The organism is Pedobacter suwonensis (assembly GCF_044762335.1).
In the GTDB taxonomy this organism is placed as follows: Bacteria; Bacteroidota; Bacteroidia; order Sphingobacteriales; family Sphingobacteriaceae; genus Pedobacter.
Genome location: NZ_JBIWEB010000002.1, coordinates 142516 through 155910 on the forward strand (window position 1 = coordinate 142516; position 13395 = coordinate 155910).

Genomic DNA, 13395 nt, shown 5'->3' on the forward strand with positions numbered 1-13395 from the left:
CATTATCAATACATCATCCGGATATAAACCTTTTGCGTTTGGTGTAAATTTAAATAACCACTCACTACCGCCGCAAAGGATATCTGGAAAAACCATTTTACTTAACAGCGGTCAGCGCTTGCTCTAATGTATTTTATGCGTCTTGATTTTATAACATCTTCCAAATAAATTACACCAGCTTTGTTTTTTATGTAAAACTTCAACATGTCTTCAGTATCTTATACCATATTTGTTTATCATGAAGATTCTGATTATTGAAGATGAGCCGGGTTTGCAACAAAGTATTGTGCAATACCTGATGTCTGAAGGCAACCAATGCAGTATGGCTTCAACTTATGCCCAGGCGCTTGAGCGCCTGGGGCTATACGATTATGATTGTATTCTGCTTGATCTTGGTTTGCCGGATGGAGAAGGACTTCAATTATTAAACTATTTAAAAAGACTGAACAGGACAGAGGGCGTAATCATCATTTCGGCGAGAAATTCGATTGATCAAAAAATAGAAGGTTTGCGTTTGGGGGCTGATGATTACCTGACCAAGCCTTTCCATCTTTCTGAACTTAATGCCAGGATACTTGCTGTTGTACGCCGGAAAAGTGCGCATGGAGAACGCCATATCGAGTTTAAAGAAATTCGCATTGATTTAGACGCCAAGGAGGTTCTGGTGAAAGGTAAGTTGGTTTACCTGACCAAAAAAGAGTTTGATCTCCTGCTTTATTTTGTTGCCAATAAAGGAAAAGTAATTTCTAAATCTGCGGCGGTAGAACATATCTGGGGTGATGATTCAGACATGGCAGATAGTTTCGATTTCATTTATACCCATATCAAAAACATCAGAAAAAAATTAACGGATGCCGGGAGTGGCGATTATTTTCAATCTGTATATGGTGTGGGTTATAAATTTATGGAAATATGAAGTTGTTTACCAGGTATAATATCATATTGATTGCGATCAGCCTTTTCGGGTTGCTGTTGATTGGCTCTCTTTTTTACCGGTTGCTGGGTTATTACCTGGATCAGCAGATTGATCATGATCTGGTAGAAGAGATTATGGAAGTAAAAGAATATGCTTCAAAAGGAAATTTTTACCAGCCGCACGAATTTGAGGATCTGGTTGTTCAATACAAAAAAATAAAACAAGCCAATCCTTCCAGCAGCTATGCCGATACCGTTTTTTACAACCCGGTAAAGCATCATACGGAGACCGCAAGATACCTGAAAACAGAACTTGAACTATTGGGCCAGCCCTATCAGATCCTGGTGATCGCCTCAAAAGCTGAACGCCAGGAGCAGATCCAGAACATCTGCTTAATCATTCTCATCCCCGTGATGCTGCTTTTTGCTTTGGTTTTGCTGGTGAACCGGATTTTGCTTAAGAAAATCTGGACGCCATTTGAACAGCTGCTGAAAAATATTACGGCATTCAATATTAATCATGAAGTGCCCTATCAGCCGGTAGAAATGCCTGTTGCCGAATTCAGGCAGCTGAATAAAGTATTGGTGGAGCTTTCGGGTAAAGTTAAATCAGACTATAATGAGATCAAGCTGTTTACTGAAAATGCATCGCATGAGATGATGACACCCCTGGCGGTGATCAATTCCAAGCTTGATAATATGCTCCAGTCAAATGTTTTGGAGAAAGAGCACGGAGAAGCCCTTGTTGAATTGTATAAGGCTACCTCTCGCCTAACGAAGCTTAATCAATCTTTGCTGCTGTTGGTTAAAATTGATAATAATTTGCTCCAGGATAAAGAAAAAATTAACCTGAAGTCGCTTATCGAAGAAAAATACGTTTATTTCCAGGAACTTATCAATGGCCGGAACATACATGTGGAATCTGTTTTAGCCGACGTAAGCATTTATGCAAACCAGCAACTTCTGGAGATATTAATTAACAATTTATTTAGTAATGTTATCCGGCATAATTATGATGGAGGCCAGGTTGAGATCCGTTTAGACCCGGAGAAAATTGTATTTGCCAATACCAGCCATCATCCGGCGCTCGATCCTGAAAAAATATTTGATCGTTTTTATAAAGATCATGCTTCTGAAGGTACAGGCCTGGGGCTTGCCATACTGAAGCAGATCTGCAACCGGCAGCACTTCCTGTTGGATTATACCTATCATCACGACATGCATACTTTTATTATTACCTTTAAACATTGAGTTAATATGGCTATTATCGAACCTATCAATCAGGAAATCGGGGAAATCAATACCGGAAAGAAATACCCGGCCAGCCTGCGCTTTTGGCACTGGGTAAATGTTATTGTGCTTTTCGGGTCACTGTTTACGGTACTCATCAACGCTACGCTTTTTGATCATGCGCAACGCAGTTTTGTCAAAACAGCGCTAATGAATGCCGGCGCACCTGTAAGTGATAAGCAGGCAGGCGCGGTAACACATGGGCTTGAGGACCTGGTTTGGGGCATCCACATCTACTTTGGCTATGCCCTTGCTACGCTTTTTTTATTCAGGTTGATTGCTGAATTTTTTCTGCCTGCTGCCCAGAGAATTTCTCCAAAAATTAAAAAAGCTTACCTGGCTTATTTTATCTTAAAAAAAGAACGGGAGGCAGCAAAGCACGAATTGGTAGTAAAAGGGCTTTATCTGGTTTTTTATGTTTTGTTAGCGATTATGGTGGTCACGGGCTTATTGCTGGCCTTTGAAGATTATACCGGCATTCCCAGAAATGTAAATCACAGCATCAAGGAATTCCATGGCTTCTGCATGTACCTGATCCTTGCCTTTATTTTTCTTCATTTGGCGGGCATTTTTCTGGCAGAACGAAAAGATGGAAAAGGAATTGTTTCAGATATGATCAACGGGGGGTGAGCAACATCACATCATGACAGACATTATTTTTTAAAAAATGAGAAAGTCACATAAAGAAGAACATCTAAAAAGTTCCGCATTTATATCCGACATCGTGATCGGGATGAGTGACGGGCTTACCGTACCATTTGCACTTGCCGCAGGTTTAAGTGCTGCAGTAAGTAGCAATTCGATCATTATTACGGCCGGTATTGCTGAGATCATTGCAGGTTGTATTGCCATGGGGTTGGGCGGCTATCTGTCTGGCAAGACTGAACAGGAACATTATGAGAGCGAGCTGAGGCGGGAATACCTGGAGGTTGAAAAAGTTCCGGAGATGGAAAAGAAAGAGGTTAAAGAAATCTTTGCCGCATACGGACTGGATCATCACGCACAAGATCTTCTGGTGGATCAATTGAGTAAAAACAAAGACCAATGGGTAGACTTTATGATGAAATTTGAGCTTGGCCTTGAAAAACCGGATATCAACAGGGCCAGAAACAGTGCGCTTACCATAGGTTTATCTTACTGTGTGGGCGGCATGTTGCCCCTCTCAGCTTATTTTTTTACGTCAAAACCACAGGATGGACTGCTGTTATCTGCCTTACTCACTACCATTTGTTTGTTCGTATTTGGCTATTTTAAAAGCAGGTTAACCGGCCAGCCAGCAGTGAAGGGTGCCTTCAAAGTTACCGCTATCGGGCTCATTGCGGCAGGTGCCGCCTTTTTGATTGCGAGATGGATTGCATAAGCTTTTTTGCATTTTAAGGTTTATTTTTAACAGATGTTTAACAATTTTCTTTCAGAACTTCAGAATGTCTTCAGACTTGATTTATACTTTTGTTAAAAGATCAACCTTCTGATTTTGTTATTGCGCAAAACAGAAAGTTGAGGACATACTTAAATCAGAAGTTTTTATATGAACAATTTTACAAAGATTTTTCAAGCTGTATTTATTGATCATAAAAGCCTGGCTATCATGCCACTGTTGGATCATCTTATCGTATTGCTGATTTAATTATAAAAGAAGAATGAAATTACTTTTTGTTGCCCTATTGGGGCTGTTTACCATTCCTGCATTATGGATGGAGAACTTTTCGGAAGCACAACAGCAGGCTAAAGCCACGCATAAACAGATTTTAATTAATTTTTCGGGCTCAGACTGGTGCGGTCCATGTATCCGCCTGCGCAAAGAAATCCTCGAATCTGAAAGTTTTGAGCAATATGCAGATAAGAACCTGGTTTTGGTAAGGGCAGATTTTCCAAGGCAGAAGAAAAACCAGCTGGCAAAAGAGCAGGTTAAACTTAACGAGGCCTTAGCCGAGGTATACAATAAGGACGGTAAATTTCCATATACCCTTCTTGTTGACGAAGATGGAAAGGTGCTTAAAACGTGGGATGGATTTCCTAACGAAAGTCCTGAAGCATTTGTATCTGAGTTGGATAAGCTAAAAAAATAACCTAAACAAGATGGCTATACCTGTTTCTGTAAACCGGATACTAAAACTCATGGGAAACCGCTTTGAGTTTACGGTGATTGCCGAACATGAGCAGGTGGGAAATGAGGCAATAGATGCAGCCATAAAAGAAGTGCAGCGGATAGAACAGCTGCTTACTACTTACAGCGAACTTAGCCAAACGAGTTTGATAAACAGGCACGCGGGTTTAAAGCCGGTAAAGGTTGACGAAGAAGTGATTAACCTGATCGAGCGTTCAATAAGGATCTCTGAAATTACCGATGGCGCTTTTGACATTACCTATGGTTCTATAGATAAAAGATTGTGGAACTTTGATCAGGGCATGACCAGCCTTCCTGATGAAGAAACTGCGCTCAAATCTGTCGGACTGATTGATTATCGGAATGTGATCATCGATAAAAAGCAATCAACTGTACTGTTGAAAAATAAAGGGATGAGGATCGGCTTTGGTGGTATTGGAAAGGGCTATGCAGCCGATAGGGCAAAATTAGTGCTGCAACAACTGGGTATTAGAAGCGGAATTGTAAATGCAGCCGGCGATTTGATAACATGGGGTACGCAAATAGGGGGCCACGCTTGGACAGTTGGCATTGCCGATCCTGAACAAACCGACAGGCCGTTTTCTGCACTAAAAATTAGTGATATGGCGATTGCAACTTCGGGTAGTTATGAAAAATATGTGACCATTAATGGGAAGCGTTACTCGCATACCATTGATCCTAAAACCGGACTTCCGGTAAGCGGGGTGAAAAGTGTCAGCATTATTTGCCCGAGTGCTGAACTGGCCGATGCACTTGCCACACCTGTTGTGGTAATGGGGGTAAAGGTGGGGCTCGAACTCATTAACCAGATTAAACAAGTAGCCTGTATTGTTATTGATGATGATGATCGGGTTTTTACCACAAAAAATATTAATGTGATATAATATGAAACCATCATGTTTTACCAAAACCCGAACGGGAATCAATATTTAAAATCATGATCGCTTCATCACCTTTAAACCGAGCTTGCGAGCTCATTGATACCATAAAAAACATAAACTATCGTCAATAAAATAAATCATAGATAGATGAAAATTTCCAGAATTTTCCTTGCAACGGTTAGCGCTGTTTCACTAATCAGTATGCTCGGTGCCTGCAGTAGCGTAAAGCCTTATCAAAAAAATAAGATTAACGATGCCGATATGACCCTATCGGCCCGAAAGGTGCAGAAATTTGAACAGAGTTTTCAGCTTTACCGCGAAGGTGCATCTGGTGCCAACGGTGGCAAAAGCGGTGGAGGTTGCGGCTGTAATTAATGAATGATCGGAAATGAAAAAAATATATCTCCATGTGCTCTTTATGTATTTCGGTATATTAGGCACTTATGCACAAAGCAGACCGGAACCAGCAAAAGCAGATAGCAGCAAATACCAGTCTCGAAAGCTAAAAGTAGATGAGATTAATCTGGTTTCAGCTTATTATCATCAGGATGGCAATAATTCTGCGGTAACCGGTGGTATTGGTACCGAGAAACTAAGTGATTTTGCGAACACGATTGATCTTCAAATGTCCAAGTTCAACAAAAGAGGCAAAAAAAATACTTTTCTTTTTGAGCTTGGTGTTGACCATTATACCTCGGCTTCTTCAGATAAAATTGATCCGAATACTATTTCTTCCGCTTCTTCTGCAGATACCCGTATTTATCCGTCACTAAACTGGACACATTCCAACGAGGAGACCGGTAATTCATTCGGTTTCACAGGTTCATACTCAACGGAATTTGATTACCAGTCGCTGGGTGCAGCTTTTAATTTAACCCGCCTGTCAAAAGATAAAAATACCCAGTTTGATTTTAAATTGCAGGCATTTTTGGATCAGTGGACAGTAATCCTCCCGATAGAGTTACGAACGGGCAATACTGGCAGGGGGCACGAACAGTACGATACCGCACCAAGAAATTCGTTCAGTACATCTTTTTCCTTGTCTCAGGTTATCAGCCAAAAGTTTCAGGCCGCTTTGATTTTGGAGCCATCTTATCAGAAGGGATTGCTGGCGACTAAATATCAGCGTAATTATTTTACGGATGGTTCGCTCCGTGCCGAAACATTACCCGATAAGCGTTATAAACTTCCCATCGGCTTAAGGATGAACTATTTCCTGGATGATCATTTTGTAATCCGCACTTTTTACCGTTACTATATGGATAACTGGGGCATCAGGGCGCATACAGCTGAACTGGAGATTCCGGTGAAGATCAATTCTTTCTTTTCGATCAGTCCTTTCTACCGTTATAATAACCAGGTGGGTACCAAATATTTTGCACCTTACGGACAGCATGCGCCGTCTGAACAATATTTTACCAGTGATTATGATCTGTCTACACTAACAAGCGACTTTTATGGTGCAGGTATTCGTTTTGCCCCGCCCAAAGGTGTTTTTGGCTGGCAAAGACTTAACATGCTGGAGTTGAGATACGGGCATTATTCGCGATCGACAAGTTTGGTTTCCAATATCTTATCACTAAACCTTAAATTTAAGTAGGATGCTTTCGCAGTGAGAGGCTATCCAGGTATTTAATTCTTCTATTCGGTAAAAAGGGTTTGGTATTATACAAACTCTTTTTACTAAAATTAACTTACATTCTTTAGTAAGCTGAAATATTGTTTGGTTAGGTTTTACCAAACGGTCGTTAACATTGCAAGAGTTTAGTTTTTTTCAGATGTAGATCTTTCAAACTTAATATCCATCCGAAAATGCTTTACTGATGAATTTAAGCAGATCGTTACGGTTTGATTTTTTAAAGATCACATCATTACACTTATTGAATAAAGTAAATTCCTTTAAATGACCGATAAGTTTATCGATCGTTATGTCATCAATTTCAATAGGTTCAAAATGGAGGTTTTGAACGATCAGTGTTTTCTTTTTCCGGTCGGCTTTGGCATCCATTCTGGCAATAAATCTTTCTCCGGCCAAAATCGGTAGAGAGAAATAGCCGAACTTTCGTTTAGGTGCGGGCACAAAACATTCAATCTGATAATCAAAGTCGAAAAAATCTTTTAAACGGGCGCGAAAAACATTCAGGATGTCAAAAGGCGAGAGGATGAAAACTTCGTCTTCTATATTAACATTAACATCGGTATCCGAAAGTATGTATAGCGGTCCTTTCACACCATCTACTATTACCGTTTTAACTTCTCCCGCCTGAAGCATCTTTTCCAGTTCTTTTTTTACCAGGTTGCCTTTTACGCGGCGGGCACGCCAGGCCATTTCTTTTACCGATGAAATGCCCAGTGCACCGAGGGTGCGTTTAATTATGTAACGTGCATAATCTTCGTCAGTAGGTTCTGTTTGGTCGGTATCATGTGGTATTACATCCAAAGGAAGCTGGTAAACTTTTTGAAATGCGCTATTGCGGCTGATCATCAGTTTGCCTTCCAGGTAAAGCCTTTCTAATGCAACCTTTGCCGGGCGCCAATCCCACCAGCCCGAGCTGGCTTCTATACGGTCGTTCTCAAAATCGCCAACCATCACCGCCCCATCCCGCTCAACCTGATCTAGAATTTGTGTCATTAAATCCGATTGCACTTTTGTTAAGGGGCCACCCTGCGTTGCAAATGCTCTTTTTACCGGAAGCGAAAATCGGAAATCGTGCATGGGCAGAAATCCTGCATCGGAAGTGAAATATTCGAAAACATCACCATCATTACATAAGGCTGCAAGCCATTCTGTTTGATAATCCGGAACCCGTGTAAACAGGGCATGATGGTGGGCACGTTCTACAACATAGTTGGTATCTAACTGTACATAACCCAAATGGTCAATTACCCGGTTAACGGCGTCAATACCAGTACCAAACTGCGCTTTTCCGGAGAGTCCTGCTGCGTGTAAAATCATTCTCCGTGCCTGCGATCTGCTAAGTTCAATAGCTTCCATTGTGCTAAGATATTGATCATTTATCAGGCATCAAATATTGCTTAACCCTTTTTCTGTTTGGATAAGTTTGCTATTGCCATCTCGCCATGTATCCTCCATTTAAGCTCCGAAATCAGCGTGGCTGTAAAAATCAATCCTCCTCCTATTAATAAGCGGGAGGTAATGGCTTCACCCAGCATAAAATGTGCGGCAATAGCACCAAAAACCGGTTCGAAAAGATAAATGATCGATACCCTTTCGGCGCTGATGTATTTTTGAGCGATGTTTGATATGGTATACATGTATGCAGTAGAAAATAATGCACAGAATATGATACCGAACCAAAAAGTTTGCGTGTCGGGAATCCAGACCGTGTTGTTTTGTAAGTAGGCCAATAAAAAAGTGAAAAGAGCACAGGTGGCAAACATGGGCACTATGCTGGGTACAATATCACCTTCTTTCGATTTCTTTTCAACCTGAATTAAATATACGGCGAAACAAAAAGCCCCGGTAATGGTATACAAATCGCCGATACCAATACTCAATTTATCAGTAAGCGATATGATGAAAAGGCCAGTAAGCGCTACGCAGGCCGCAATCCATATTTTCAGTGGCGCAGCTTTTCGGTAAATGATCAGTTTGATTACGGGAATGATCACCACGGTGATGCCGGCTACAAAGGAACATTGCGATGCTGAAGTATGTGTAATACCGAGGGTTTGCAGGTAAATGCCCAATACAAGCGATATTGCAAGGCCCGCACCCGTTTTAATCGTGTTTATATTAAGATTCTTTACGTGCTTCCAGAAAATTACGGATAAAACCATAGTGGCTAAAAGGAAACGATAGCATAAAAATAAAAGTGGCTGACCATGGCCAATGGCCAGTTTGGTAACTGAAAAAGAAATGCCCCAGAAAGCGGTGCCCAGGATGAGTAAAATCAGGAAAAGGGTTCTTTTTTCCATTATAATGTCTTTAATTCGTTTGGATGATCCAGTTCTTTTTTCATTAACAAATCGGTTTGCTCATCATTACCGAGCCAGAACGCATGTTTTCCAAATGCTTTGAAACCACTTTTTTCGTAAAACCGTAAAGCCCTGTGGTTTTCTTCCCATACTCCAAGCCACACCCATTTTGCCCCTTGTTCGCAGGCTATATCAATAGCCTTTTGATAAAGGGCCTGGGCTACTTTTTTGCCATGGAATGCTTGTTGTACGTAAATCCGTTCAATTTCAATGGCATCTTCTATTTTTTCGTTTTGTGCTTCACCAGAATTGATTTTCAAATAGGCCACAACATTATCATCTACCATCGCAAAATAAAACTGCGAATCCCTGTTATTCAGTTCCGTTTTCAATTTCTCCTCCGAAAAACTTTTTTCCAGATAATCTTTCATATCGTCTTCCGTATTTACACTGGCAAAAGTTTCATAAAATGTGCTTCTCCCAATTTCCTGAAGTTTAGGGATGTCGTTTGTGGTCACCTTTTCAATGCTGATTTTCATGTTACGAATGTAATGAGTTGTTAAATGATTTAAAATGTTATTATTTCATTTATTAATGCATATTTTGCATTAATGGATCTCCAAAGAATCAAATATTTTTTAGCCCTTGCAGAGCAGCTTCATTATTGGAAAACTGCAGAGAAGGTTAACATTACGCAGTCAGCACTCAGCCGCCAGATCCAATCGCTCGAAAATGAATTGGGCCTGCAGCTGTTTGAGCGTAATAAGCGTAATGTGAAACTTACGCCGGCAGGCAAATTCCTGAAAGAAAAGTGGGAAATCGAATTAAATGAACTGGAATATATCCATCAATTTGCTAAGCAGCTCCACTTAGGCGAGCGTGGAACCATTACCATTGCACATCCCGATTCCATATCGGCTTCGCTCATGCCTGATATGCTGGCTAAGATCACGCAAGTACTTCCCCGGCTTCAGATCAAGTTGGTACAGGTTTTATTTGAAAATCAACTGGATTTTTTAAAAAACTATAAGATTGACCTGGCCATCACTAGAGATATCAACAGCGAACCGGGGATAAGGGCTAAAAAACTGTATTCCGATCACCTTGCATTGGTGGTTCCGGTAGAACATCCTTTTAACGTGTTCGGAGACCTTTCTACCGAAAGCCTGAAAAAGCAAAAATTTATACTGCCCACCAAAGATGAGGGAAGCAGTTATGGCGAGATCATCCAGGCATTATTTAAATTTTACGATTTTGTTCCGGATGTGTTTTTACACTCTGAATTTGGTTCTGCCATCATCGCATTAGTGAGAAAGGGCCTGGGCATAGCCATTTTACCCGATTCCTATATGCACCATCAAAGTCCGGGTTTGCGCTTTATCCCACTACCATTTAAAACAGATTTATGGATTAATTGGCGTTCCGATGATCACAATCCTGTACTGGCCAATATTTTGAAACTTGTTTTTGAGGAATAAAAGATAATTCCATCTTAGTGCCCAGTATAAAGATCCGACCCGAACTTAATCGATATTAAACAAAAAAAGTGTTTTTAACTGACCCTTATCATATCGATCCGTCGTGCTGATCCGATTGCTGTCGGATTTATTTTATTAGTCGTTTTCTATTGTTTTAAAAGCCTTGGTGGTCATCATTTTTTTAGGCTGGAAAGACCCTGAAATGAATTACCTTCGGTGAGCTCGCTTAAGGCTCGGTTTACGTCGTAGCGCTGCTGGCCAGGGTGACGACGCTTTAAGGAACAGGCAAATATTATGTTTGATATTATTTTCCCTTCGTTAAGTTAAATAGGTCTCTACTTAGATTCAGCTTTATGATTCCAGTTATTAATCAAAAAAATATTTTACTGCAGTATATAATTTACATTTTATAGGCAAAAAAAGCATCCAGTTTAAATAACTTTGTTTTTTATTGAAAAATCGGTGAATCGATTTGTTTAAACCAAATAATTAAAATGCTTTTACTTATTCTCAACATTATTTTCTGTATCTCCTTTTTGGGTTTTGCCTATGTAAACCTTAATGATAACGACGCTTTTTTATGGGTGTCTATTTATTTAAGTGCTGCAATATGCTGTGGATTGGCTGCTGCCGGTAAGTATTATCCGTTTGCTTACCTGTTTTTAACCGCTTTTTATTTAATTTATGCGGTTATTCTTTTCTTTGCGAAAGATGGCGTGCGCGACTGGATCACCAAGTACAGGCGTGAGAGCCTGGTGCAGAGCATGCAGGCTACCAAACCTTATATCGAGCAAACAAGGGAATTTTTTGGCCTGTTGATTATTGCAGGAGCGCTGCTGATCAACTATTTTGTTTCTGCAGGTATTACCGCCTAATAGCTTTTTTTGACATTTATTTATGAGAAATGAGCATATGAAGGCCGTGAATGAGATTATAGGAGCTGTTGTTAAAAATAACATCAGTGTAGAAGCCGAAAAGTGGCTGGAGGAATTTTCACAAGCTAAAGACCAAGCTACACTGTTGGCCAAGGTATTTGTGATGCTGCCCCGCAAAACGGGTAAATTACCGGTTGCTATTTCTGATGAGCAGCAAGCAGTGCTGAATGCGGCAGGTTTTGGGTATATCAACAGCTGGACAATAGACAGGCTCGCCCGGGTGTGGCTATTGGCAGGTTTGGATCCGGGAGATAAAGAACTTTTATTTTCATCCATTAACCGCTTATTTTTGTCGGCAGAAGTAAACGAAGCTGTGGCTTTATATTCGGCTCTTCCGTTTTTACCCCATCCCGAAATCTGGGCGAAACGCTGTGCTGAAGGGATCAGGAGCAATATTGGTTCTGTACTCGAAGCCATTATGGAAAATAATCCTTATCCGGCAGCAAACCTGGATGAAGCCGCATGGAACCAGCTGGTGCTGAAAGCTTTTTTTACCGAGAAGAATATTAAACTGATAGTGGGGTTAGATCAACGCGCCAATCTGCAGCTTGCTTTAACGCTGGTAGATTACGCTCAGGAACGCTGGGCTGCGGGTAGGGAAGTACATCCACAGTTGTGGCGCCTGGTGGGTAGATTTATCAATCCTGAAATTTTTGAGACCCTTAAAACGGGTTTGCAGCATTATAACCAGATGGAACAACGCGCCATTGCGCTGGCCATTTCGCAGTCTGATTACCAACCGGCAAAAGATTATATCAATACTTTTCCTGAACTTAAATTGGCCCTGGCCGATGGAAGCTTAAACTGGAATTCATTTTAACCTATAAAAAATCTAAGATAAAGATATGTGTTGTAGCAGTTCAATAGAAAGAGATAAAGCCATGATGGGCGAGCCTGAAGCTTTCGATATCAGTGCGGTAAAGGGAATGAAATTCTTCGACCCACATGTGCACATGACTTCGAGAACAACAGACGATTATCAGGCTATGGCCGATGCTGGTGTTGTTGCTTTGATAGAACCCGCATTTTGGTTAGGCCAGCCCCGTACCGGATTGGATAGTTTTAGGGATTACTACAGCAGCCTGATCGGTTGGGAGCGTTTCCGTTCTTCTCAATTTGGCATTAAACATTATTGCACCATTGGTCTTAACTCCAGAGAGGCCAATAACGAGAGCCTGGCCGAACAGGTAATGGAAATCCTGCCTTTGTTTCTTTATAAAGAAGGTGTGGTTGGTGTTGGCGAGATTGGTTTTGATGATCAGACTGCTGCCGAAGAAAAGTATTACCGTTTGCAGCTGGAACTTGCTAAGGAAGCAGGTTTGCCTGTTCAGGTACATACCCCACACCGCGATAAGAAAAAGGGCACCCAGCGCAGCATGGATATTGCTTTGGAGCATGGCCTTGATCCTTATAGCGTGATTATCGATCACAATAATGAAGAAACGGTAAAAGAGGTATTAGACAGAGGTTTTTGGGCAGCTTTTACCATTTATCCTTTTACCAAAATGGGTAACGAGCGTATGGTAGAAATTGTAAAGCAATATGGTTCGGAGCGTATTATGGTCAATTCTGCTGCCGATTGGGGCATTAGCGACTCCCTGGCGGTACCGAAAACTGCCGCCCTGATGAAAATGCGTGGACTAAGCGATCAGGATATTCAATTGGTTACCTACAACAATGCCATAAAGGCTTTTGCACAGAGTGGACAACTTGATGAAAGTGATTTTAACGCACAGATAGACCTTACAGAGAAGTTTGAAGGTAATACCATCTTAAGAGGCGGACAGCAGCCCAGACCAGATAAATCTTCTATCATTATTAGTTAAAGT

The 13395-nt window shown here is 41.0% G+C and carries 15 protein-coding genes; 12 read left to right on the top strand and 3 right to left on the bottom strand.

The genetic code is table 11. The features are described 5' to 3' along the window. Positions 1-238 precede the first annotated feature (238 nt). The 8 genes from ACIQXP_RS04205 (at position 239) to ACIQXP_RS04240 (ending at position 6814) form a co-directional block, all read left to right on the top strand. Entirely contained in the window at positions 239-916 is a 678-nt protein-coding gene (locus ACIQXP_RS04205; protein WP_090988018.1) for a response regulator transcription factor, read from the top strand. Then, positions 913-2166 carry a PorY family sensor histidine kinase gene (porY, locus tag ACIQXP_RS04210; protein ID WP_387504595.1) on the top strand — a complete coding sequence of 418 codons (1254 nt, stop codon included), beginning with the start codon at positions 913-915 and terminating at the stop codon, positions 2164-2166. Before ACIQXP_RS04205 ends, porY begins: the two co-directional genes overlap by 4 nt. 6 nt (positions 2167-2172) lie before the next feature. Beyond that, the gene (locus ACIQXP_RS04215; RefSeq protein ID WP_387504596.1) at positions 2173-2835 is read left to right on the top strand and encodes a cytochrome b/b6 domain-containing protein; all 663 of its coding nucleotides are present in this window, start codon (positions 2173-2175) and stop codon (positions 2833-2835) included. Positions 2836-2872: 37 nt separating this feature from the next. Further along, positions 2873-3565 (top strand): VIT1/CCC1 transporter family protein, encoded by a 693-nt coding sequence (locus ACIQXP_RS04220; protein WP_293743764.1) that lies wholly within the window; start codon positions 2873-2875, stop codon positions 3563-3565. A 280-nt stretch (positions 3566-3845) separates the two neighbouring features. Next, entirely contained in the window at positions 3846-4274 is a 429-nt protein-coding gene (locus tag ACIQXP_RS04225) for a thioredoxin family protein (protein ID WP_293743763.1), read from the top strand. 10 nt (positions 4275-4284) lie between these two features. After that, a complete protein-coding gene (locus ACIQXP_RS04230; RefSeq protein ID WP_387504597.1) occupies positions 4285-5217 on the top strand; it encodes an FAD:protein FMN transferase in 933 nt (310 codons plus the stop codon). A gap of 144 nt (positions 5218-5361) precedes the next feature. Then, on the top strand, positions 5362-5589 hold the full coding sequence (locus ACIQXP_RS04235) for a DUF4266 domain-containing protein (protein WP_387504598.1): 228 nt from the start codon (positions 5362-5364) through the stop codon (positions 5587-5589). Positions 5590-5602: 13 nt separating this feature from the next. Beyond that, positions 5603-6814 (top strand): DUF3570 domain-containing protein, encoded by a 1212-nt coding sequence (locus ACIQXP_RS04240; protein WP_387504599.1) that lies wholly within the window; start codon positions 5603-5605, stop codon positions 6812-6814. Positions 6815-7009: 195 nt separating this feature from the next. Here the strand turns inward: ACIQXP_RS04240 and ACIQXP_RS04245 are convergent, their stop codons facing one another. From ACIQXP_RS04245 to ACIQXP_RS04255, 3 genes are read right to left on the bottom strand one after another with little or no spacing between them, the layout of a single operon-like run. Continuing rightward, complete coding sequence (locus ACIQXP_RS04245; RefSeq protein ID WP_387504600.1) at positions 7010-8209, bottom strand: winged helix-turn-helix domain-containing protein; 1200 nt, start codon at positions 8207-8209, stop codon at positions 7010-7012. Positions 8210-8250: 41 nt separating this feature from the next. After that, positions 8251-9153, bottom strand: a complete 903-nt coding sequence (locus ACIQXP_RS04250) for a DMT family transporter (RefSeq protein ID WP_387504601.1) — start codon at positions 9151-9153, stop codon at positions 8251-8253. Beyond that, positions 9153-9692 (bottom strand): GNAT family N-acetyltransferase, encoded by a 540-nt coding sequence (locus tag ACIQXP_RS04255; RefSeq protein ID WP_293743757.1) that lies wholly within the window; start codon positions 9690-9692, stop codon positions 9153-9155. The genes ACIQXP_RS04250 and ACIQXP_RS04255 overlap by 1 nt, the downstream gene beginning before the upstream one ends. A gap of 72 nt (positions 9693-9764) precedes the next feature. On the opposite strand from ACIQXP_RS04255, the gene ACIQXP_RS04260 reads away from it, so the two are divergent. The 4 genes from ACIQXP_RS04260 (at position 9765) to ACIQXP_RS04275 (ending at position 13392) form a co-directional block, all read left to right on the top strand. Then, complete coding sequence (locus ACIQXP_RS04260; RefSeq protein ID WP_293743756.1) at positions 9765-10631, top strand: LysR family transcriptional regulator; 867 nt, start codon at positions 9765-9767, stop codon at positions 10629-10631. 494 nt (positions 10632-11125) lie between these two features. Next, complete coding sequence (locus ACIQXP_RS04265; RefSeq protein ID WP_090987998.1) at positions 11126-11506, top strand: transmembrane 220 family protein; 381 nt, start codon at positions 11126-11128, stop codon at positions 11504-11506. 22 nt (positions 11507-11528) lie between these two features. Next, positions 11529-12386, top strand: a complete 858-nt coding sequence (locus ACIQXP_RS04270; RefSeq protein WP_293743755.1) for an EboA domain-containing protein — start codon at positions 11529-11531, stop codon at positions 12384-12386. A gap of 25 nt (positions 12387-12411) precedes the next feature. Continuing rightward, positions 12412-13392, top strand: coding sequence for a TatD family hydrolase (locus tag ACIQXP_RS04275; protein ID WP_387504602.1), 981 nt, complete (start codon positions 12412-12414; stop codon positions 13390-13392). The last annotated feature ends 3 nt before the right edge of the window (positions 13393-13395 follow it).